Source organism: Paenibacillus nuruki, assembly GCF_963311185.1.
Classification (GTDB): Bacteria; Bacillota; Bacilli; order Paenibacillales; family Paenibacillaceae; genus Saccharibacillus; species Saccharibacillus nuruki.
In genome coordinates this window covers 4,793,872-4,816,947 of the sequence record NZ_OY725677.1, presented here as the reverse complement: position 1 = coordinate 4,816,947, position 23,076 = coordinate 4,793,872, and the positions used below count along the sequence as shown (strand labels likewise).

Below are 23,076 nucleotides of genomic sequence, written 5' to 3'. Positions count from 1 at the left end.
ACATTGCTAAATATATCGGTATAACCTCAAAGAACGATCTTTCCTTTTGCGAACAATACAGAAGGAATAGATCGTTCTTTTTTTGCGATACCTAAAGTTAATAATTCCAAAAAGGGTTTACAAGCGAGTGTATTCGTTATATAATAATTCATATTTTGGTAAATTTATGTATTATAGAACACAACAAAAGGGAGATTGATTATGAAGAAAGTAAGTGTATCTTTGCGTTTGATGCTATCTGTATTGCTATTATCTGTTTTTAGTTTGGGTGTTTTCACACCAAATCAAGCCACTGCGGCTACAACACGTACACCAGTTATTTTTGTTCATGGACTTGGAGGAACAGCAAGCAACTTTACCTACATAGAAAGCTACCTAAGTCGTCAAGGTTGGGCTTCCAACGAACGATACGCCATTGAACTTCCTAGCAAAAGCGGTAACCAATTGCTAAATGCCGCTACAATCAGCCGTAAAGTTGATGAAGTATTAGCACAAACAGGCAGTCAAAAAGTAAATATTGTTGCTCACAGTATGGGTGGAGCCAACAGTCTGTATTATATTTTGAACAACGGTGGTCTTTCTAAAGTCGATAAATTAGTAACGATTGGCGGCGCTAACCGCTTAACGACTAGCAGAGCACCAGAAGGCATCAAAGTGACTTCGATCTACACGATCAATGACCAAATTGTCTCTAACCAATTGTCGATGTTAGATGGAGCCAACAATATCCGTGTCTTCGGTATGGCGCATATCGGACTACTATACAGCCCTTCTGTAAGTGCTCTAATCACAACAGCACTTGAAGAATAATCCTATGTACCAAAAAGCTGACCTTGATAGCTAAGGTCAGCTTTTTTTGTGCTCTATCATTTTATGATCTATAGATAAATAGTGTATCTTTATTCATTTATAAATAGCATTGTGATAGTTGATCATCATGCTGATACAACAGAAAATCTCTCTATAGGCTACCTTTTTACAACATCGGTGAAATAAGACGGGCGGCTGATTCGACAAGACGTTGCATCACTTTACGGCGAGCAAATCGATCTTGAATAATCAAGCTGGCTGAATTCAGATCACGTTCAAAATCCCGTACCATCTGATGCACACTTTCTGTCTCTACCAACAAAGCATTCACTTCGAAATTCAAATGAAAACTACGCATATCCATATTCGCTGTACCGATTGTCGCAATCTCCCCATCTACAATCAACAACTTGGAATGTAAAAATCCTTTTTCATATTCATAGATACGTACTCCTGCTTCAAGCAATGTCACAAAATAAGAATGAGAAGCATAAAAAGGAAGTCGCTTATCCGGCTTACCTGGAAAAAGAATACGTACATCCAACCCCGATAATGCCGCCATCCGGAGTGCGGTCAGAATACTTTCATCCGGTATAAAATACGGAGTCGCTAACCAGACTGATCGCTTGGCTGACGTAATCATCGAAAAGAATACATGCTTAAGCACACGTAGATCATTATCCGGCCCACTTGCTATAATCTGCACGGCTCCACCTTGTGAAGCGATTAATCGTGGCGAAAAATAGACTTGATCCAGACAGGTCTCTCCTGTCACATGGAGCCAATCTTGCAGAAAGATAATCTGTAATGTACGTACCCCTTCGCCTTTGATCTGCATATGGGTGTCACGCCAGAAACCATAGGTTTGACTGCGACTCAAGTATTCATCACCTACATTCAGCCCACCTATAAATCCGATATTCCCATCGATCACCACAATCTTACGGTGATTCCGATAGTTCACCTGACTGGATAATAACAAGATGCGTGCTTCACCAAATACACCCACTTGCACACCCGCTTCTCTCATTTCTTGCAGAAACAAACGAGGTAATTGCATACTTCCTACTGCATCGACCATAAAACGAACTTCAATACCTTGTTGCGCTTTTTCAATTAAAATCTGCTGAATCCGTGTGCCAATATCATCTGCACGATAAATATAATATTCCATATGAATATGATGTTCGGCTGTTTCTAATGCTTCTAACAAAGCGGTAAATGTCTGTCCACCATTGGTTAAGATCGTTGTCTCTGTCGCTTGTGACACAGGAGTTACCGCTAAGTTCTGCGACAGACGAAGTAACAATTGATGATCTTCGCGAAAAGAAGATAAATCCAGTGCAGTCAGCATCCCTGCATTTTCGATCATCTGGTACACTTGCCGATCTCGCTTCGCTTTCTTTTCATACTTATGACGCTTGAATACATTTTGTCCGAACCAGAAGTAAAAAAATACACCGACAACTGGCAATAAAGCTAATAAGAGAATCCATGCCATTGTTACCGCAGGCTGCCGATTATCTATAAAAATAATAAATCCAATCGAAATCACACTCAGTGTTGAAAAAATACTGATAATCGTTCCAGTTGTGGGACCAAGTAGATCGAATCCTACATAATAGAGACCAAATAGTAAAACAATAATAAATACCCCTAGAACACCTTTACGCAATATCATCAACTCCTGTCTTCCTCTTCAGAGTATGTACGTAACTGAACGAGAAGATGTCGCATAACTTTGTTATACATATATCCTTCTTTACAAGGAATGACACTTTATTCACCTTTCTTGACAAACAAGATCAAAAAGACAATAATATTACCTAACGACCGTTAGGAAGGTGCTTATATGACTACAAAGCCTCAGCTATTAACGATAGCTCTTTCTCATTTTGCGCAAAATGGATATGAAGGCACTTCATTAGCAGATATCGCGAATGAAGCAGGTATCAAAAAACCTTCGATCTATGCTCATTTTAAAAGCAAAGAAGATTTGTTTCTGCATGTACTTCGTCAGACTTTAGCTGAATTCAAGCGACGAATTATTCGCTATATGATTCGTCATGTTCATATACCGTTAGAACAACGTCTTTATCAATTAATTGCTTTTTTACAACAGCAATATTCTGATGACCCTATCATCAAATTCGTGATGCGGATGTGTTTTTTTCCACATTCGACTTCAGAAAAAGAAATTGTACCTCTGGTGTATGGTTTGATTGATGATTTGGAAGCCAGACTTTTACGATTATTCGATGTGCATGTCGATCAGCATGATCTGCTATTAGTAGTCACTACTACAGAAGCGGCAAAAGGATATATGACTGTAGTCGATGGCGTGATGATCGATATGTTATACAGCGAACCTTCTCGCTCTGTACAACGGTTAAATGTGATCTTCCCGATTTACTGGCGAGGCATCACCCCTTCAGGAACTACAATTTGATAGAAACGTTTAACGAACGATAAAGGAGATTAGATGTGTTATGAATCGCAATTGGTTGTACGTATTAATCGGAGGATGTATTGAAGTGGTCTGGGTATCTGGACTCAAACACGCTGCAACTCCAATCGAATGGTTATTCACAGCTATAGGTATTGCTATTAGCTTTTATCTTATTATCAAAGCATCTACTCGCTTACCAGTGGGTACAGTATATGCAGTATTTACAGGAATCGGTACAGCTGGAACCGTCGCTGCGGAGATGATTATTTTCGGTGAACCGTTCCACTGGCTCAAAGTGATCTTGATATTAGTATTGATGATCGGTGTAGCCGGATTAAAATTAGTAACAGACAGTGGCGTCAAAGCAGAAGCTCAATCTGCGGCTAAAGTGAAAGCAGGTGAAGCATAATGTCTTGGTTAGCTCTTGTTGTTGCTGGTGGATTTGAAGTAGTCGGTGTGATTATGATGAATCGTATCGTCCGTCATAAATCGTTACTCAATTATCTTTTGATGATTATTACATTTGCAGGTAGTTTCTCTTGTCTTACTGTGGCGATGAACGGTATTCCGATGGGAACGGCTTATGCGATCTGGACAGGAATCGGTACCGTCGGTGGTACATTGGTCGGTATGTTTATGTATGGTGAAGCCAAAAGTGGACTACGTATTTTGTTTATTGCTATGATTATCGCCTCGGCAATCGGACTTAAATTAATCGCTTAAGAGGTGAACAACTATTGATTACAACGGTTACGTTAAATACAGCGCTCGATATTATTTATTCTGTTCCTACGCTTCATATTGATCAGGTACACCGCTTACCGGGAATCACTGTTCCGGGGGGCAAAGGGATTAATGCTGCACGTGTTGTTCATATGCTAGGTGAATCGGTAACAGCTACCGGCTTGATCGCAGGATATAATGGACAGAAAATGCAGTCCCTTTTACAACAAGAAGGTGTAGCTTGTGAATTTACCGAAGTGCAAGGAGAAACAAGACTAGCGATTACTGTACTGGATCAACAGCAACGCACCCAGACTGAATTTATCGAACAAGGATCTTCATATGTAACACCTGAATCGTTGATCCTTTTGGAAAAGCAGGTAGAACAGTTAGCAAGTGTATCTGCATGGGTATTATTTTCCGGTAGTATTCCTGAAGGATGCCCTGCTGATCTGTATGCGACCTTAATCCAGATTGCTAAAACTAAAGGTGCTCAGACCGCTTTAGATGCTAGCGGAGAAGCGTTACGTTATGGATTACAAGCTTCACCTGATCTAGTGAAACCTAATGAAGATGAAGCTTGTGCATGGGCAGGCATAGCTCCAAGTGATCACTATTCAGAGGAGACATTAGATGGTGTACTGACAGCAATGTTAGATCATGGTGTAAAAACAGCTACGATCTCTTTGGGTAAACGTGGAGCGATAGCGGCTCAAGGCTCTCTGCGGTACAGAGTACATGTGCCAGAGCTTGATATTATCAGTGCGCTTGGAAGCGGAGATGCCATGGCAGCAGGTATGGTGACCGCAGCTTATCGTGGTGGTGATCTTGCAGAGATGCTTCGTTATGGAGCGGCTTGCGGTAGTGCTTGTGCTCTGCAACCGATCGCTGGCAAAGTAGACCTTCAAGATGTACAACAACTATATCAGCACATAAAAGTAACCCCTGAGTAAAGAAGTACTCAGGGGTTTTTGGTATGCGAACCGAATCGAACATCCATATAGATTTGACCTGTATCTCCATCGCTCACTACAAAATTGATTTCTTGTGGCACTAATTCTTTTAAAGCATATTGGCGTGCCCAATCTAACGATGGAAATTCCGCTCTTCTGTCTACAGCCTTTACGACAATACATTGTTTGAGGCAATAATATTTATTCAAGGCGGTAAACCTCCCTTATCACTCATTAGACTGTATTTTCTAATTTGACACAGTGAATTGGAAATAAATTACTTATATTTTCAAAATCAAAGCAAAAATTCCCTATTTCAGATCATGTGATCTATAAAATAGGGAATTTGTATTAGGGTAAGCGATTCACGATCTGTTGTAATTCTTGTACATCATGTTGAAGATAAGTCGGTAACATCTGTGCCCATTCACGGTACAACGGACTGCAAGTGGTTTTGCCAAGTTCAGCGCAGAATGAAGGTACCCATGGAATCAAATAATGTTCTAAAAATTCGATCTGCATTTGAGCGATCATTTTGCGGCTAGAGGAATGCATATCAGTCTCTGCCGAACGTTCAGCCAATAACGCCATAAATTCCAATTCAATTCCGATATGATCATCTGTTTCATGATCCATTTTTTTGAAAGCAATTCCTGCCCGTGCATAGACAGCATTCACAACAGCTTCATACGCCGTACGTCCTTGCTCATTCGTTAAATAGTAGGAAGCTTGTGGTGGATAGCTAACATGTTGATCTTGCTCGAACAATTGACTGTATTCTGCACATTCTTGACGAGCATATTGCATAATATCATTCAACATCGTATTTTCTAACGTATGAAGCAGTGCATAGTCATTGGTAAATAGACGATTGATTTTGGACGCTTCTTTTTTCCATTCGATCAACTTGGACAATGTAGGTTTGCGTTCTAACATTTCGCTGAGTAAACGGTAAGTCATTACACGACTGTATAACCATTCTTGGCGAGCTTGGTGGGTTTCCGGTTCTGTATACATAGTCATCTTAAATCACTCCTTGTGATAATATTCACATATTTAAATGATTGAATTCCGACATTGAAGGTTTGAAGCAATATATAGGTTAAATCGTTAGTCAACAGCGGTAGTAAGTACTGAAGAAGAGACTTGTTTTTATACTTTTATTGTACTCTATTTTGTAGCGATTAGGGGCGAATTAAGCATACGTTCATAAAATAGTCATGTTTGTCACGCTCTCAAAAGGACTTATGCCACAGACTGGCTATATCAAAGAAGGATATTGCTCCAAAAGATGCACAACATGCTCATAGGACTGGGGATCATTCATATTATATAAGCTATACTCCGATATACTTTGAAAAGAAGATACTTCCTTCACATTTGGATCATACAATGACTCGATTTCTACATACTTTACCTGTTGCTGATCTAACCAATCTCTTACACGCAATTGGTTGTGTGCTAAGGCGGTCTGAAGCGATGGCAGTACACTATAATGATAGACCGCATACAGTGGATGAATACGTCCATGTTGCATAGGAATCACAGCTTGTATCCCTTCTATCCTAGTCTGCTCTATTAGATATTGCATCAGTATTGTACTGGCAAAAGGTAGATCACAGGCACTGACTACATACCATTCACTAGAAATCTGTGATAAAGCTGTATGCAGACCTGATAAAGGCCCTTGTCCGGGAAAAATATCTGGCACTTCGGAGAGCTTTAGAAATGAATAATCAGCATTGTGATTGCCTGCAATCCATAGCGAAGATACAGTTGGTTTTAATGCTTTGGCTACACGTTCGATAATGGTATGATCATCTATAGGCAATAATGCTTTATTTTGACCCATACGGCTTGATTGACCGCCTGCTAAAATAATACCTGTATATTTTAAAGAGGATGGCATAATAGATTATCCTTTCTACTCCAGAAATAAACAAAATTGGTTTGTATCCCTTTTCAACACATGCTACAGTGAATGAAATGTCTGATGAAAGGATTGGCTGGCTTTGCATCCGAATATAAACAACACTACTTTTAGACCACTACGATGGTTTACGTTTTTCATATATGGCACACTGGTTATTTTTACGAGCTTTTTTCAATTATACCTGCAAGATATCGGAATGAGCCAGAGTGAGATCGGTGCTTTGATGGCCATTGGTCCGTTGATTTCATTAATTGCTAATCCATTTTGGGGATTTTATAGTGATCGTCTACAAAATGTACGATTTGTTCTGCTGATTATGATGCTAGGCACGTTGCTCATGGTTCAGCTTGTTTTTCATGTGCAGAATTATACGATTATTTATATTGTTATGGCGGTCTTTTTCTTTTTCCAGACCCCTATGTTATCGCAAAGCAATACCTTGATTTTGAGTTATATTGATGGCACACCCAAAAAGTTCGGCGGGTTTCGTTTGTATGGTTCACTGGGTTGGGCATTAACAGCTGTTGTGGCAGGTCCTGTCATCGATCGATTAGGGGTTTCTCAAATCGGTACGGTGTTTACGGTGTTGCTTCTTATTGCAATCGGTATCATTTTGTTATTGCCTCCACAAACCAAGTTACCGGGTGGATCACCGACAATGAATCGGTATGCGATGAAGAAGTTGCTGGGCAATCTGTATTTTGTAGGTTTTATTGTATTTGGTATTTTGGTAGCGATTCCGAATGCGATGAACAGTACCTTTGTCTCGCTCTATATCGTTGAACTTGGGGGAACCAAGTCGATGGTCGGTTGGGCTGTATTTGCTTCTTCTATTTTTGAAGCGGCTTTATTTTTGCTATTTGATCGTTATCTCAAGCGTAATATTTCATTTATGATCGGTTGGTTAGCAATTGTCAGTCTGTTGTTTACATTACGCTGGTTTTTGATGGCAGAAGCGACTAGCCCATGGGAAATTATTGCGATTCAATTGCTACATGCAGTAACATTCGGTGGCTATTTCTATGTCGGTACACAGCTCACCATGATGTTTGTTCCCAAAGCATTCCGCAGTTCCGGTCAAGCAATTTATACGATGACATGGAGCGGTGTATCCGGTGTGATTGCTGGCTTTCTCGGTGGATGGTTATTCCAGAACTTCGGTTCGGAGCAGATGTATCTAGCCGGTGTTGCTCTTTCGTTTGTGGGAGCGATCGGTTTTGCATCGATGTGGCTGAATGTGAAGCGAACGCAGTACCGAATGGAAGAAGAGGACGAACAGTATTAATGTATCTCACCCTATCTACTCATCTGTAATTTCATCATAGATAACATCAAAAACCGCCCTTTTCACTTGTTGAGAAAGGGCGGTTTTTGTGATGTGATTTGTTCCTATTTTAACTGTGAAAGAATTCTATGATCTTATGCTTTTGGCAATTTGAACGAACTCTTCATCGAGACAACAAGGTTAAAGACCGGATCGCCTGGCATCGTGTATTTCGGATCAGCACTGAAATAACCATGACGGAAAAATTGGTAACGATCATATCCTTTGGAATCTTTCAAACCAGGTTCTACAAACCCGTGAACCACTTCAAGTGATTTTGGATTTAAGTAATCCAAAAACGTTTTTTCAGCAGTCTCTTCATTTTCATCAGTTAATTCTTCGTCTGCTTCTTCCGCTGTAATCAACGGCTCATATAGACGGAATTCAGCAGGAACGGCTTGGCTCGCTTCGACCCAATGAATAGTACCTTTGACTTTACGTCCGGTGAATCCACTACCGCTTTTCGTTTCCACATCATACGTACAATGAATCTCTGTCACATTGCCTTCTTCATCTTTGATCACATCGTTACATTTGATAAAGTAAGCATGCTTCAAGCGAACTTCATTGCCCGGGAATAAGCGGAAATATTTATTCGGCGGATTCTCCATAAAGTCATCTTGCTCGATATAAATTTCACGTGAAAATGGAATTTGGCGAATACCCATTTCTTCATTTTCAGTGTTATTTTCAGCATCTAGCATTTCAATCTGTCCTTCAGGGTAGTTGGTAATGACCACTTTAAGTGGACGCAAAATACCCATCGTACGAGGAACACGCAATTTCAAGTCTTCACGTACAAAGTGATCTAGTGTTTGTAGATCGACAACGCCCTGACTTTTGGAAATACCGGTCTCATAGACAAATGCACGAATACCTTCTGGCGTATATCCACGACGACGTAATCCTGAGATCGTCGGCATACGTGGATCATCCCAACCATCAACAATCTTCTCGTCCACCAGTTGCTTCAGCTTACGTTTACTGGTTAGCGTCTGCGCTAGATTCAAGCGACCAAATTCATATTGATGAGGTTCCGCTTCAACTTCACACTCACGAATCACCCAATCATAAAATGGACGTTGATCTTCAAATTCAATCGAACAAAGAGAATGAGTCACATGTTCAATCGCATCTTCTAATGGATGTGCAAAAGTATACATTGGATAAATGCACCATTTGTCACCTGTATTGTGATGCTCTAGATGAGCAATACGGTAGATGACCGGATCACGCAAATTGATATTTGGTGAAGACATATCAATCTTCGCACGTAGTACACGTTCACCATTACCGAATTCGCCTGCACGCATACGACGGAATAAATCTAGGTTTTCTTCAATCGTACGTTCACGATAAGGGCTGTTCTTACCCGGCTCGGTTAGTGTTCCGCGCATTTCACGAATTTGATCAGCCGATTGATCATCGACATAAGCAAGTCCTTTTTGTATTAACAATTCTGCTTTTTCATACATCGTATCAAAATAATCCGAAGCAAAATATTTACCTGTCCATTCATAGCCTAGCCATTTCACATCTTCTTCAATCGATTTTACGTATTCTACATCTTCTTTTGCAGGATTCGTATCATCAAAGCGTAAGTTCGTACTACCACCGAATTCTTTCGCAAGTTCAAAGTTAATCCAGATTGCTTTGGCATGACCAATATGGAGATAACCGTTCGGCTCCGGTGGAAAACGGGTAACGACCTTTTTGACTTTACCGGACTGTAGGTCTTCCGCAATTACAGTTTTTATAAAATTAGGCGGGGTATTTGTATGCTCCACGTCAATCAACCTTTCATCGTTCAGTTTGTTTTACAGGAATAATCCAATACTTCCATTATAACTGTTCTGGCAAGTTAGACAAGGATATGCACATGAAGACAGAGACCATTGTCCTGTTCTAGTGACTGCATTTTTGATGCTAAATGGCTTTGACGCTAGAGGATGAATACGGTAGCATGTAGTATAAACGTGTACAAAGGAGCAATGACGCATGAAAGCATTGAGTCTACCGAAAGAACAGCGTGAGCAGATGATCGCTCAAATCCAGCATTTTTTTGAAGTAGAACGTGGTGAAAGTATAGGCGATTTGGCTGCTGATTCTGTGCTCGATTTCTTCTTACAATCGGCAGGGCCTCTGATCTATAATCAAGCCTTAGCGGATTGTCGCACAACCTTAAATGAACGCATGGCTGGGCTTGAAGAAGATATCTATGCTTTGGAACAGCACCCACCTCTTCGTCCACGTCGTTAAATCATCCATCCTGCTAATCTGCATATTTCATCCGATCCATTTTATTTTATATTCGATTAAGAAAGAGGGTACCTATTGATGTTTACATATAAATTGGATGAAGAAATCGAATTAAGACCGCTTGAACCCAGTCATGCTCGCCCAATTTATCAACTGATCGATCAATCCCGATCTTCTTTACGCCAATGGCTAGCTTGGGTCGACGCAACCAATTCTGTGGCTGCTAGCGAAGAATATGTACGGTCTTCGATGACCCAAGCGATGGAAAATGGTGCATTCAATGCTGGCATCTGGTATAAAGGTCAATTGGCTGGCATTATCGGTTTTCATGAGATCAATTGGAATCACCGTTCTGTAGGTATCGGCTACTGGCTTGGTTCGAATTATGAAGGCAAAGGATTAGTTACTTCTGCACTTCGTGTATTAATCGACTATGCATTGATCGAGCTGAATCTGCACCGAATCGAGATTCGCTGTGCGACAGGTAATCATCGCAGTCGCGCGGTTCCTCAGCGTCTAGGATTTATTTTGGAAGGTATTATTCGTGAAGCTGAATTGTTGCCGATCGGTTATGTAGATCATGCAGTATATGGCATGTTACAACAAGAATGGAAACTGAAGCGATAAGCTTCTTGATTATAAAAAAAGCTACTCAACCATCATTGTCTGCTGGTGAAGTAGCTTTTTTATGTGTTTAGCTTGATGGTTTATTTTTTCGGTTGTATCAATGGATTTTCTGGTCGTATCTTTATCGTATCTGAGCTACCACCGATCACATTCACCCGTGTCATCTCACCCCACTGGGCTTTTTTACCACGAATTGCTTGTGCTAGTCCAATCACTCTCCAGACGGTTAACATCGGACGATACCAGAATGATTCTGATAACGCATGCAGAACCAGACGGAATACGTCAGACATTCGATTGTAATGATGGAATCGCCACTCTTCGAATAACACAGCTCCAGTTGATAATAATGAACCGTATAGAATCATCATGAGTGTAAGCGAAGCACTGATCTCCCAGCCTGCGCCTGCTTTGAGCACAAGACCCAGTACAATCATAATTAAGCCGATTAATTCCACAACCGGCCCTAATAACTCTACAAACATAAATAGAGGCATAGCGGCGAACCCTATCCGTCCATAACGGGGATTGAACAGCATATCTTTGTTACGCCAAAGACTTTCAAATAATCCACGTTGCCAGCGAATCCGTTGACGACGTAAGATTTTGCGACTTTCTGGTGCTTCTGTCCAACATACCGGTTCAGGAATATAGATGATTCGACCTTTGCTTTTTTTCTTCCGTAGCAGACGGTGTAGACGCACAATGAGCTCCATATCTTCACCGATCGTTTCTGTCTCATATCCGCCTACTTCAATCACCCAGCTTTTTTTGAATACGCCAAATGCACCAGATACAAGAATCAACATATTGAAGCTACTTAGACCAATGCGCCCCATTAAGAAACCACGTAAGTACTCAATCACTTGCATGATCACATATGGATTACGAGATAACATTACATTATCGCTACTAAGATAACCTGTATCGACAATACTACCGTTGGCAATACCTACACTACCACCTGTCGCTACAATTTCTTCATCAGGCTTGGCTTCCATAATTGGCTTCATTACTTTGATAAAAGCATCTGTATCCAGTACGGTATCGCCATCTAGGGATGCAAAATAAGGATAACGTGATACATTAATCCCTGCATTTAGCGCATCGGCTTTCCCACCGTTTTCTTTATCGACCAGTACTAGATTGGGATGCTGTAGCGAACGATAAATATGACGGATCGGTGCTGTAGACTTGCCTAATGCTGAAAAAGGAACCCGATTGGAGATCGGCGACATATCGAATTCATCGATCATCCGTTGCGCAGTATCGTCTTTGGAACCATCGTTAATGACGATGACTTCAAATTGCTTATAATTAATACTCAGCAGTGAACGAGCACTGGATACGATATTGCCACCTTCATTGTAAGCAGGAACAAGAATGGATAAAGGAGCTAATTCATTTTCGAGTGCTTTACTATATTGAAGTCCACTCACATCTTTATCTTTGCGCAAATCTTTAGCCGCAGCAAAATACATTAATAAATAAGCCCCAGTTGAAAAAGCGACGTAAAGTATCGTGATCACAGCCACAATATGGTACACAACCATTCCTAACTCAGCCCACATTCCGCTCATAATTTCTCCTTTCCAATATCTCTTGTGCCATTTCTCTGGCAAATCGATCAGGATGATCTGTTGCAATTTGTTCTAGGATGGCTGCGCCTTGACGATACCGTAGCAATGCTTGTGCCGATTGTAGACGCACTTCATAAGCATCATCGCTCACCATTTGTTCCAAATAAGGTAAAAAGCGTTCATCACGCGTACTGTTGATCACTTTGACTCTCATCAATCGTTCTTGCCATGATACCGATTGCTGTTCCGCTAATTCTTGCTCCATCCGATCGGCGGCTTCAGGGCTCATATATCCAAAATTCGCTAATGCTTTCATCGCGCGAATCCGCATTTCTTTATCATTGACATAGATCAGTTGCTCTAACAATTGCAGTACGTCTTGCGTGCGGATATTGTTGATCCGCAGACTATCTATAATGGTATAACGCAACTTAGGGCTGTATTTATCAAATTGTAAAAGCAATCGATCCAGCAATTCTCCTCGAATTAACAACACCAACTGCAATAATTGAATTTCGGAATATTGTATAGCCGCTGGTTCCAATTCATCCATAATCTCAGACGCTTGAAAAGTAGCTAGAATACGTAAAATCAAAAACCGTTCGTCTCCTGTACAATTTTTGCGCTTCAAAGCTACTAATAGATCTGATTTGAGACGGGTCATTTGAAATTGTTCGATATACAGTAAGGCATTGATGCGATCACTCCAGCGTGAACTACGTAACTCAGCAGCATACATATCAGCAAAATAATATTCGCTTAATTCCATAATGCGTTCTTGCTCACTTTTGGCACGACTCAGAGATAAGCGATGAATCAACATTTCTTCGATCGCTTTTTGTTCTATTTTGCTTTTAGCCAGCATTTTGCGAGAGCGTTCTCCGGTTGAAATGTATTGGTTCAACGGTGAGTCTGCTTTGGCAAGTTGTTCGGTTACTTTAGCGATCGCTTGTAGACGACGATTCCGTTGATATTTGCGAAACATCAGATACAATAACAACACCACAATTAATGTAATCACTCCGACCGTTGCCCACCAAATAATGATTAATATCTCTTCTATACTCATAAAGCTGTCCCTACTTTGCTAAGTAAACGTCGTACTCGTGCTTCCAATTCCATCATACTAAATGGCTTGGTCATATAATCATCGGCTCCTGCACGAATCGCTTCTGTGATGCCTTGTTCATCATCAACTCCGGTTAACATCAAGACGGTATAATTAGAGTTCGCTTCATTACGCAAGCGTGATAGTACTTCCATTCCGTTAATACGTGGCATCATCCGATCTAAAATCAACAGGTATTGAGCAGATTCATCATGCCACGGATCACTTAGAAATTCTTTGCCATCGGTATAGACACGAATATCCAGTAAATATTCTTGTTCTAGATCCAACATTTGCCGTTCCAAAATATTACGGATTAACGGATCATCATCAATAATCGCTAACCGCAACGGTTCACCAGCAGATGGAGTAGGCGAAGACTGTTTTCTTACGACTTTCTCATCTTCTGAGATTCCAGATACAATCGGATTAGCTTCCACTTCAGCCGACTCCATGTTCAACAATTGCTGATTCACTTGATCGAACACTTGAGAGCGATCGGTATTGAAAGACACTGGAACTACTCCAAAGCGAATTCGCATCATATCCGATGGAATCAAAGCATTCAGTTCTTTTGACTGTAAAATACCTTCTATCAAAGAAGTACTTTGTTCGGCTGTCATTCCCGGTTGAAGCAGATAAAATCGCCCAGCACGCTCATGTGCCCAAATATCTTCTAATCGTAATGCAGCTTTGAACACATCAGATACTTGATGCAACAACTGATCGCCTTTCGCAAAGTTGTACATTTCGTTATAGTGACGCAATCCTTGTAGATCAATACCGACGAAAGAGATATCGATTGCTTTCATTCTCGATTGTGCTTGATATCGCTCTAATTCACGTTCTAGAAAAGGCATACTATATGCACCTGTGACACTATCTAATAACAACAATTCGGTTAGCTTGCGGCGTTTGCTTGTTAATTTGCGAATATGCAGTAAAAACTCATCAAGGTCGAATGGTTTGGCCATAAAATCTTCGGCTCCCATCGAATAGCTCTGCATACGTGTTTCTTTGTTACTGGAAGCGCTGACGATCATCACAGGAATAAAATGACGCTCACATAAATCCTGAATCTGCGCTAATAATTCAAATCCATTCATGCCCGGTAAAATCAAATCCAATACCACACAATCAGGACGCATATCATAAAACCAGCTCAATCCTTTTTCCGGTTGTGTTGTCGCTAAGACCATGAAATTTTGACGGGTTAATTCATCTTTTAATAATGTTAACAGCCCGATATCATCATCGATAACTAATACTTTGCCTACTCTAGGCGCATTCATACCGGGAGGAATTGCAGGTGTTGCTGGATGGGTCTGCTGTGATTCTGTGACTACTGGATGAAGATCAGATTGTTCAATTAATTCCTGTAATGTTCCCAAAATAGGCACTAACTGATCATGATCAAATATACGTTGACCGTTTTCTTTAAATGTCATTAATAAACGCAAAGACTCCGAATACCATTCAGGCAAATCAATCGTTCCTGCGGTTCCTTTGATCGAATGAGCCATCCGATATAATTCTTGTTCTGAAATCTGTGCATCTGGCGCTAGCATGTTCTGTAGTTTCTCCTGTAATTGAAGTTTAAAAAGGATCTGGTACTTTAACATGCGATTCACAAATAACCCCCCTTTTCTGTATACCCTCTTACTTGAAACTATCGGATACATTCACTGTAAATTGAACAAGAGAGTATTATAGATAGAAAATATTGTTATTTATTATGTAAAGAATGAAGCCTATGATTGAAACGTTAAAAATAGGTTTTAGCTTACCTTTACATTCTTTTAAGTTTCTTTTAAGGCAACCTGTTTATGATTGTTACAGAGCCATACATGGTAAAGGCTCAAGTTCTAATGGTAAACAATAGTATGAAATGAGGTATCCATGATGAAAAGCACGAAAAAAAACCACCGTTCACGTAAAGCGATGATCAGTACGTTGCTTCTAGGACTTGCGATCAGCAGTATGTTGCTAGGGGAAGAAGCAAATGCTCAAACGCCATCGAGTGCGTCTGGTTCTTCGTTGACGAGTGAGCAACAGGACCCGTTCCTAAGTACACTTGGCGCTTCGTCGGATGAGGATGTCTATGAAGATTTATATGAAGGTAGATCACTTGCCCAAACGGCACGTCGACATAACAAAAACCCGCAAGCCGTGATCGACTTACAGGTAGCGCAGATGACAGAGATGTTAAATGAACGATTCCAGCAAGGATTATTGTCACCGGATACATACCGGGCACAAAAAGAAGAATTGACCGATCTCATTACAAAGAGTGTATATGGTCAGACCTCCTACAGCCAGTAAGTCATCAAGATATCGTCCACATATTGCCCGTTAATATAGAATTCTTCAGGAAGCCTTCCGTTTTCTACAAAGCCTAACTTATTGTAGAACTGAAAGGCTTCTTTATTTGTAGATAGAACACGTAACGTTAATTTACGAATTTGTTGAGAACGTGCAAAGTCCCCCATCGATTCGATTAGCTTACGTCCTACACCTTTACCTTGATAATTAGGGTGAATTGCAATATGAATATCGTATACATGTTGATTAGTCGGTACATAGGTAGGATATTGAAAACCAACATATCCGCAGATGGTCTCACCGAGCATAGCTACCAGTTGAGTGCCTGGAGGATGATCTTGCAAGTATTGCTGACGTGATCCGTATTTCAATACACATGGAGTGTTATTATCATTCCATACCAAATGATCAATTTCTATTAAATATTGAGCATCATTCATAATCGATAATCGAGTGACTAGCTGATCAACAGGCTGAACCGCCATGTATACGCACCTTCTCTTATATAATTGGTCTTTGTATTCTGAGTATAGTATATCATCCATTTTATACTCAAGTATTAGACTTAAAGACCCGTTAGCGATACTGCTTTTCTTTGTGCATAATGATGAATCATAAAGAACGCTAAAGAAAGTATTCCTGCAATCACAGCTACCCATGCTACAGGATGAAGTCCACCAGCATCATAAAAGACACCCATAATATAAGGCCCGATAACACGCCCTACTGCACCGATTCCACCAGCAACGCCTAGATAAAATGGAGCGTACAATCCTGTTTTTTCCGAAACATAAGAAGGAATTGCAGGAGATAGTAACATTTCGCCAAATGTAATCAGAATCATCGCTACAATCATCGCAGGATAATTATGAAATCCAAGAATAACGATATACCCGAACAAATAGAAGAGAGCACTTGCTGTCATTTGAGCTTCTGCGGTACGTGCAGCAACGCGGCGAATAAAATTAACGAATGGCTGTCCCGCAAAGATCAGTACACCATTTAACGTCCACAGTAGACTATAATAACTGATCAACATGCCTGAACTTACGATAAATGGAGATACACCTGTATTCCAGATCGAATTGCCTAACCATAGAAATAAAGAACCGATCCCCATATATAAGTAGACTCTCACTTGTGCCAACAACCATACTGGGCGTTTTTCTGTATTTACTTGCGGTCGTCCCGGGTTATGTACATCTTCTTGCTCAGTAGGAGGACGTTCGCCTTCACCGATTTTGGTCAAATAGACAAAAAAGAAACCGGCAAATAAAGCACAGCTCACACCGTTAAGCACAAAGGTTAAATGGTATGAAATATCCGCCAACACCCCGCACAGAGCTGTTCCCAAAGCGACTCCGATGTTATTAGCGACATAGACAATATTAAATAATTGTCCACGGCGATCAGCAAAGCGGAAGCCGATAAATGCTTGAATAGCAGGTAAAGACATCGCATTAAATAGTCCTACAAATACCATAGTGAGCATATACAGATGCCAATTTTGACTTACAAAAGGCAAAGCGAATAAACAAAGTGCATTTAATGCCAGTGAACCTACAATTAACTTTTTGACACCTAGACGATGGTATAATGTACCTCCAAGCAATTGACCACCGATACCACCCAGTGATTGCAAAAGAACGACAAAACCTGCATCGGTCATCGTGCGACCGAGTTCTTGATATACATATAGTGTGGTCAGTGGCCACATTAATGAACCACCCGCTGCACTGATTAGACTAGCGAGTAAAAAAACTTGTATTTCGCGTGGATACGATCGAAGCCAATTCATAAGATGAATGTTCCTTTCTTGGTGATCACGAGCAGAATAAGCACAATATTTCTAGTATGATATAGAGAGTCGAAATCGGGCAAGTGTACCATGTAACGCTGTGCATCGATAATTCCTATCGTATTACTAATATTTAATAAGGAGATAAATTCTTATATGACTTCTTTATTCCAAACCCATATTGAACCTTTATATGTAGAATATCGATCATTACTCATAGCTGTTGCTTATCGAATCACCGGTATGCGTACTGAAGCAGAAGATATTGTACAAGATCTTTTTATCCATCTTAGCACGACAGACTGGAATCAGCAGCAGGTGATCAATATTCGTGCTTATCTAATTCAATCTACCGTCAATCGTAGTCTAAATGTACTGGAATCCGCACGGATTAAGCGTATCGATTATCCTGGAGTCTGGTTGCCTGAACCTAATATTGAGCATACCTATTCATCGACCAACATGAACTATGAAGCATTATTAACAGAAAGTGCCGATACCTCAATGATGTTAAAAGATGATATTAGTTATGCTGTAATGGTCATGCTTGATCAATTGACACCGATAGAAAGAGCTATTTTTGTGTTACGACAATCTTTTGATTTTCCTTATCGAGATATTGCGGTCTGGCTGGATCGATCCGAAAGTGCTTGTCGCAAAATACTCAGTCGTGCGCTACCCAAATTACAAGAAGCACAGTCTTCTCACTCTATCTCTTCCGAGCATAAATTAGCTTTTACACATGCTTTTTTGCAAGCTACGCAAACAGGTAATTTCTCGAATCTATTAGAATTATTAAAATCCGATATCCGTCTATACACAGATGGCGGGGGTAAAGTTAAATCGGCATTGCGTCCTATTTGGGATCGGAGGCGTGTGGTCTCATTTTTCAATGGCATTGCTAATAAAGGCTCCCTTACCGGCGAATGGTCGATTGTATGGATCAACGGAGAAATGGGTCTACAACTCCAACGCGAACATGTCACTGTAGCTATTTATTCTTTCAGATATGATATACACGGACAAGTCGATCAGATCTTTATGATCTCCAATCCCGATAAAATTCGTTAAGCTTGTCACAAATCGTATTCCTCATTGGTCTAGTCTATATAAGCTTCATATGGAGCTTACGATTATTCAATATCTTAGGAGGAATACACATGCAAACACGTATGGATTATTACAAAGTACACCCGAAAGTCTATTCACTAATGGGGCACATGGAGAAATTTATCAAAGAACAGGATCTTGACCCTATCCTTTATGAATTGATCAAAATTCGTGCTTCTCAGATCAATGGCTGTGCGTTCTGTCTCGATATGCATACACGCGATTTACGCAAAATGGGGGAATCGGAAGAACGAATCGCTCTAATCAGCGTATGGCGAGAATGTACGTATTATACAGATGCTGAAAAAGCAGTTCTTCATCTGACCGAAGTGGTCACTGAAATCACAACTCAAGGAGTCCCTCAAACGGTATACAATGAAGTGTTAAAACACTTTAGTGAGAAACAATATATGGATATTATTGTAGCGATTAACACGATCAATAATTGGAATCGGATAGCCATTTCAACAGGAATGTTCCCGGGCTGTAAAGATTAAAAAAATTTTGTAAATCACCTGTTTCAATACATGTGTCCGTGTTTAACAATAAGTAACGGCAATTGGCGAGAATGATGTCCCCTTCGTTCTCACTTCTGCTATATCATGGACCACTCCCGGAATCCGCCATATTACGGTTTCGTTCCCCCGAACCGCACTATGGCGGATTTCATTTGTTTATTCGGCTTTATATATTCTATTACATTATCAAAGTGCCCTATTATTGGGGCACTTTTTTTATTTGGTTCCACGCAAATCAGTTGTTCCTTAAAATTATATAAGCCACTTAGTTTAGTTTCTGAGAAATGTGTTTATACATTATTCGAGAGTATGCAAGTGAAAAAAGGTAAGTCATTTATTTCTATACAGTGGGGGCTGGTGATCGGGCAAGGACAGATCAGTGACATCAATTACGAAAACAGTAACAATACCGCATTATTCATCCTTCTATTACTTCATTGCAGCCTCATTTTTAAAATTAAAAAATAAATAAAGTGATCCAAAAACAAATATCTTTCGTTCATCTGTGTATGGACAGCAACAATGCTTCACCAAAAAATGTAAACACAAAGGGAGCTTACTTATGAAAATTCAAAAACTAATCGTACCTGCATTAAGCCTTTCTTTACTTCTTCCAGCAGCAGGAGCATTCGCGGCAACACCAGCAACAGCGACTCCTACAGTAAGCACCAAAGCGGCTGACCTTCGTTCAGGATTAGATTACTTACTTTCCGAGCATTTCGCATTAGCTGTTGTAGCTATGACTAAAGCATACGAAGGTGCACCTGATGCTAAACAAGCTTATGATGCACTTGATCAAAATGCACTAGATATGCAACCTGCTATCGAAGCGATCTACGGTAAAGCAGGCGCGGCTGAATTTGAAAGAATCTTCCGTGCTCACAACAAATACACAGACAACTTGGTTAAAGCAACTAAGATGGATAATAAAGCAGCAATCAAAAAAGCAGAAGCTCAAGTACAAAGCTTCGTAGATGAATTCTCTAAATTCCTTGCAACAGCTACAGAAGGCAAATTGCCACAAAAAGCAGCAGCTCAAGCTCTTCGTCTACATGAAGATCAAGTACAAGACGTATTTGAAAAATATGTAGCTGGCGATTACACAGGTGCTTATGCTGAATATCGTGAAGGTTTCGCTACTATGTTCACTGTAAGTAAAGCGCTATCAGGAGCAATCGTTGCTCAAAACCCTGCTAAATTCAACAATGGTTCTGTAGATACTCCAGCAGCTGATCTACGCTCTGCACTAAACCAATTAGCAGCAGAACACTTTGCATTATCTGTATTGCAAATGCAAAAACAATATGATGGCGATAGCAAAGATTCTGCAGCATTGATCAAAGCAGAAGCTGGCAACACAGCAGCATTCAAAAAAGCGATCACTTCCATCTATGGCGCTGAAGGTGGTAACCAGTTCGAAAAAATCTGGGTTACCAACCATATCAAAGCACAAAGCGATTATGTAACAGCATTGAAAAAAGGAGACAAAACGTCTCTACAAGCTGTAAAAGATCGTATTACTGATTTTACAACTGAATTCTCTACATTCTTAGGTGCTGCAACAGCAAACAACTTGCCAGCTGCTGCTGCTAAAAAAGCATTAGTTGCTCATGAAGATCAAGTACAAATGGTTATCGACAACTATGCTGCTAAAAAATACGAAGCTGCATACAAAGCAGATCGTGAAGGATTCAAAACAATGTTCGGTATCGGCGAAGCTTTGGGTGGCGCAATTGTAAAACAATACCCTGCTAAGTTCAAAATGGCTGCTGCGGCTCCAATGCCAGCAAAACCTGCTGATGCTTCTATGATGAAAGTATGGATGAAATTAAACAGCAAACAACTTAAAGTTGGCGACAAAATGACAATGATGGATACTATGCCTATGGTGAAAAATGGAACAACTTATATTCCATTGCGTTACCTTGCAGAAGGTATTGGCGCTAAAGTAGCTTGGAACAAAGCTGCGGGTCAAGTAACTGTTATGGCTGGTAAAGATACAATGAAATTCTGGGTTGGTAAAAATACTGTTGATGTGAACGGTAAAACTCAAAAAATCGAAGCTGTATCTATGGTAGATAGCAACGGTAGAACAATGGTTCCTTTACGCTCTATCACTGAATTATTGGGTTGGGATGTTAAATGGAATAAATCTACTGGTGAAATCACACTAACTAAATCAATGTAATCTAGTTTTTCTACACGCTAGATCTTATCTTTAATCAATGTTATAACGTAAAAGGCACTTTGGGGGTTATCCTCCAAAGTGCCTTTTATGTATAATGATCGCTTATGTTTACTCATACGATGTAGATAGGTCATCATTAATGTTTTTTGATTTTTTGTAATGCCAGAATACTGTTAAGCAAATGAAGTTTGCGAATTGGTTTGGTGATCACCGTCTCGAATCTGCCTTTGAAATCTTCATCAATCTTATTTCCCAAAGGAACCATTAGCAACATACGCTGCTTTTTCAAATAATCCAATTCCAAATCCCACTTTTTAAAATCAATCGTCTGATGATCGATTAAGCAGATATCATACGAATGTCTTGAAATATTATCAATAAATGAATCATCCATATTCAAAGACGTAGCGACCCGTGCTCCCCATCCTTGAAGTGTATTCGTCATTAACTCTAAGCTCGTCAGATTGCTGTCTAGCACCATAATATTGATATTAGCTAAGATATTTTTTTCAAAAGGAATGGACGGTAAGTCTGTATATTTATCAAATCGAATCTCGACGCTAAATTCAGTCCCTACACCCAACTCACTCTTTACATAGACTTGTCCGCCCATTAGTTCTACAAGACTTTTGGTGATTGCGAGTCCGAGTCCTGTTCCTCCATAATGATGCTTCTGATTGCTATGACCTTGAGCATAACTGTCAAAAATAACCCCGAGTTGCTTTTCCGACATCCCGATGCCTGTATCTCTAAGGACGATTTTGACATGGATATCTTCTTCTTTGACGGTAGACAATAAGAATAAAGAAATTAAAATTTCCCCAGAGTGTGTGAATTTAATCGCATTCTGCAAAATATTCATAAAAATCTGTCGAACCTTCAAAGCATCGCCGATCACAAATAAAGGAATATCAGTCTCTACATCGAGTATCACCTGTACTTTTTTCTCAAAAGCTGTAGGTGATAACACATATGCCAAATCTTCAATCGTATTGATCAGATCAAACGGATATTGTTCTAAAGACATTTTACCGGCTTCCATTTTGCTGATATCTAACAAATTATCGACAAGTGTCATTAAAGCTTCACTGCTGGATTGAATAATCTCGTTATATCGTGTCTGCTCTTCATCAAGTGAAGTCTGCTGTAATAAATCCGCCATTGTGATAATACCATTCATAGGTGTTCGAATCTCATGACTAAGCATAGCAATAAAGGAAGACTTATTCTCGTCTGCTTTTTCTGCTTTTACTTTGGCTTCCAAACGCTCGTCTGCGAGAAGCTGTAATCGCTTGATTTCTGCTTTTAAATTCTTTTCATTTTCAATAAGCTCATTTAAATCCTTATCAGACATAGTCAGACACCTCTATTTTC

Annotated in this window: 23 protein-coding genes; 12 read left to right on the top strand and 11 right to left on the bottom strand. The window is 40.1% G+C overall.

Going from position 1 to position 23,076, the window contains the following annotated elements; all coding sequences use genetic code 11:
* Positions 1–201: 201 nt before the first annotated feature.
* Positions 202–810 (top strand): esterase/lipase family protein, encoded by a 609-nt coding sequence (locus tag RCP16_RS21380; protein WP_308641288.1) that lies wholly within the window; start codon positions 202–204, stop codon positions 808–810.
* Positions 811–976: 166 nt separating this feature from the next.
* Here RCP16_RS21380 and cls read toward each other — a convergent pair whose 3' ends face one another.
* A complete protein-coding gene (gene cls / locus RCP16_RS21375; RefSeq protein ID WP_308642525.1) occupies positions 977–2,485 on the bottom strand; it encodes a cardiolipin synthase in 1,509 nt (502 codons plus the stop codon).
* Between the two features lie 177 nt (positions 2,486–2,662).
* Between cls and RCP16_RS21370 the strand changes: the two genes are divergently transcribed.
* From RCP16_RS21370 to RCP16_RS21355, 4 genes are read left to right on the top strand one after another with little or no spacing between them, the layout of a single operon-like run.
* Positions 2,663–3,259 (top strand): TetR/AcrR family transcriptional regulator, encoded by a 597-nt coding sequence (locus RCP16_RS21370; RefSeq protein ID WP_308641287.1) that lies wholly within the window; start codon positions 2,663–2,665, stop codon positions 3,257–3,259.
* Positions 3,260–3,299: 40 nt separating this feature from the next.
* Positions 3,300–3,668 carry a DMT family transporter gene (locus RCP16_RS21365; RefSeq protein WP_069327774.1) on the top strand — a complete coding sequence of 123 codons (369 nt, stop codon included), beginning with the start codon at positions 3,300–3,302 and terminating at the stop codon, positions 3,666–3,668.
* Positions 3,668–3,982 (top strand): DMT family transporter, encoded by a 315-nt coding sequence (locus RCP16_RS21360; protein WP_069327773.1) that lies wholly within the window; start codon positions 3,668–3,670, stop codon positions 3,980–3,982. The genes RCP16_RS21365 and RCP16_RS21360 overlap by 1 nt, the downstream gene beginning before the upstream one ends.
* A 14-nt stretch (positions 3,983–3,996) precedes the next feature.
* On the top strand, positions 3,997–4,935 hold the full coding sequence (locus RCP16_RS21355; RefSeq protein WP_308641286.1) for a 1-phosphofructokinase family hexose kinase: 939 nt from the start codon (positions 3,997–3,999) through the stop codon (positions 4,933–4,935).
* A gap of 8 nt (positions 4,936–4,943) precedes the next feature.
* Here RCP16_RS21355 and RCP16_RS21350 read toward each other — a convergent pair whose 3' ends face one another.
* The 3 genes from RCP16_RS21350 to mobA form a co-directional block, all read right to left on the bottom strand.
* Positions 4,944–5,144: a hypothetical protein gene (locus RCP16_RS21350; RefSeq protein WP_069327771.1), complete on the bottom strand. Its 201-nt coding sequence runs from the start codon at positions 5,142–5,144 to the stop codon at positions 4,944–4,946.
* 142 nt (positions 5,145–5,286) lie between these two features.
* The gene (locus RCP16_RS21345) at positions 5,287–5,958 is read right to left on the bottom strand and encodes a TorD/DmsD family molecular chaperone (protein WP_137222998.1); all 672 of its coding nucleotides are present in this window, start codon (positions 5,956–5,958) and stop codon (positions 5,287–5,289) included.
* Between the two features lie 238 nt (positions 5,959–6,196).
* On the bottom strand, positions 6,197–6,844 hold the full coding sequence (mobA, locus tag RCP16_RS21340; protein ID WP_308641285.1) for a molybdenum cofactor guanylyltransferase: 648 nt from the start codon (positions 6,842–6,844) through the stop codon (positions 6,197–6,199).
* 103 nt (positions 6,845–6,947) lie between these two features.
* Between mobA and RCP16_RS21335 the strand changes: the two genes are divergently transcribed.
* On the top strand, positions 6,948–8,153 hold the full coding sequence (locus RCP16_RS21335) for an MFS transporter (RefSeq protein WP_069327768.1): 1,206 nt from the start codon (positions 6,948–6,950) through the stop codon (positions 8,151–8,153).
* A gap of 134 nt (positions 8,154–8,287) precedes the next feature.
* On the opposite strand, the gene RCP16_RS21330 is transcribed toward RCP16_RS21335, so the two are convergent.
* Complete coding sequence (locus RCP16_RS21330) at positions 8,288–9,979, bottom strand: glutamine--tRNA ligase/YqeY domain fusion protein (RefSeq protein ID WP_069327767.1); 1,692 nt, start codon at positions 9,977–9,979, stop codon at positions 8,288–8,290.
* 211 nt (positions 9,980–10,190) lie between these two features.
* Here RCP16_RS21330 and RCP16_RS21325 point away from each other — a divergent pair, with 211 nt between their 5' ends.
* Together RCP16_RS21325 and RCP16_RS21320 are read left to right on the top strand one after the other, a co-directional pair.
* On the top strand, positions 10,191–10,451 hold the full coding sequence (locus tag RCP16_RS21325; RefSeq protein ID WP_069327766.1) for a DUF2164 domain-containing protein: 261 nt from the start codon (positions 10,191–10,193) through the stop codon (positions 10,449–10,451).
* Between the two features lie 78 nt (positions 10,452–10,529).
* Positions 10,530–11,078, top strand: coding sequence for a GNAT family N-acetyltransferase (locus RCP16_RS21320; RefSeq protein ID WP_069327765.1), 549 nt, complete (start codon positions 10,530–10,532; stop codon positions 11,076–11,078).
* 80 nt (positions 11,079–11,158) lie between these two features.
* Here RCP16_RS21320 and RCP16_RS21315 read toward each other — a convergent pair whose 3' ends face one another.
* From RCP16_RS21315 to RCP16_RS21305, 3 genes are read right to left on the bottom strand one after another with little or no spacing between them, the layout of a single operon-like run.
* Complete coding sequence (locus tag RCP16_RS21315) at positions 11,159–12,658, bottom strand: glycosyltransferase family 2 protein (protein ID WP_137223004.1); 1,500 nt, start codon at positions 12,656–12,658, stop codon at positions 11,159–11,161.
* Positions 12,639–13,727, bottom strand: a complete 1,089-nt coding sequence (locus RCP16_RS21310; protein ID WP_308641284.1) for a HEAT repeat domain-containing protein — start codon at positions 13,725–13,727, stop codon at positions 12,639–12,641. The genes RCP16_RS21315 and RCP16_RS21310 overlap by 20 nt, the downstream gene beginning before the upstream one ends.
* A complete protein-coding gene (locus tag RCP16_RS21305; protein ID WP_308642524.1) occupies positions 13,724–15,388 on the bottom strand; it encodes a response regulator in 1,665 nt (554 codons plus the stop codon). The genes RCP16_RS21310 and RCP16_RS21305 overlap by 4 nt, the downstream gene beginning before the upstream one ends.
* Before the next feature lie 280 nt (positions 15,389–15,668).
* On the opposite strand from RCP16_RS21305, the gene RCP16_RS21300 reads away from it, so the two are divergent.
* The gene (locus RCP16_RS21300) at positions 15,669–16,088 is read left to right on the top strand and encodes a hypothetical protein (protein WP_069327761.1); all 420 of its coding nucleotides are present in this window, start codon (positions 15,669–15,671) and stop codon (positions 16,086–16,088) included.
* On the opposite strand, the gene RCP16_RS21295 is transcribed toward RCP16_RS21300, so the two are convergent.
* Both RCP16_RS21295 and RCP16_RS21290 read right to left on the bottom strand, forming a co-directional pair.
* Complete coding sequence (locus RCP16_RS21295) at positions 16,076–16,573, bottom strand: GNAT family N-acetyltransferase (RefSeq protein WP_069327760.1); 498 nt, start codon at positions 16,571–16,573, stop codon at positions 16,076–16,078. The genes RCP16_RS21300 and RCP16_RS21295 overlap by 13 nt on opposite strands.
* Positions 16,574–16,653: 80 nt before the next feature.
* Entirely contained in the window at positions 16,654–17,886 is a 1,233-nt protein-coding gene (locus RCP16_RS21290) for an MFS transporter (protein ID WP_069327759.1), read from the bottom strand.
* Positions 17,887–18,042: 156 nt separating this feature from the next.
* Here RCP16_RS21290 and RCP16_RS21285 point away from each other — a divergent pair, with 156 nt between their 5' ends.
* From RCP16_RS21285 to RCP16_RS21275, 3 genes are all read left to right on the top strand, one after another.
* Positions 18,043–18,957 carry a sigma-70 family RNA polymerase sigma factor gene (locus RCP16_RS21285; RefSeq protein ID WP_069327758.1) on the top strand — a complete coding sequence of 305 codons (915 nt, stop codon included), beginning with the start codon at positions 18,043–18,045 and terminating at the stop codon, positions 18,955–18,957.
* A gap of 89 nt (positions 18,958–19,046) precedes the next feature.
* Positions 19,047–19,493: a carboxymuconolactone decarboxylase family protein gene (locus RCP16_RS21280; protein ID WP_083243484.1), complete on the top strand. Its 447-nt coding sequence runs from the start codon at positions 19,047–19,049 to the stop codon at positions 19,491–19,493.
* 583 nt (positions 19,494–20,076) lie between these two features.
* Positions 20,077–21,702, top strand: coding sequence for a copper amine oxidase N-terminal domain-containing protein (locus RCP16_RS21275; protein WP_069327757.1), 1,626 nt, complete (start codon positions 20,077–20,079; stop codon positions 21,700–21,702).
* A gap of 136 nt (positions 21,703–21,838) precedes the next feature.
* Here the strand turns inward: RCP16_RS21275 and RCP16_RS21270 are convergent, their stop codons facing one another.
* Complete coding sequence (locus tag RCP16_RS21270) at positions 21,839–23,056, bottom strand: sensor histidine kinase (protein ID WP_308641283.1); 1,218 nt, start codon at positions 23,054–23,056, stop codon at positions 21,839–21,841.
* Between the last annotated feature and the right edge of the window lie 20 nt (positions 23,057–23,076).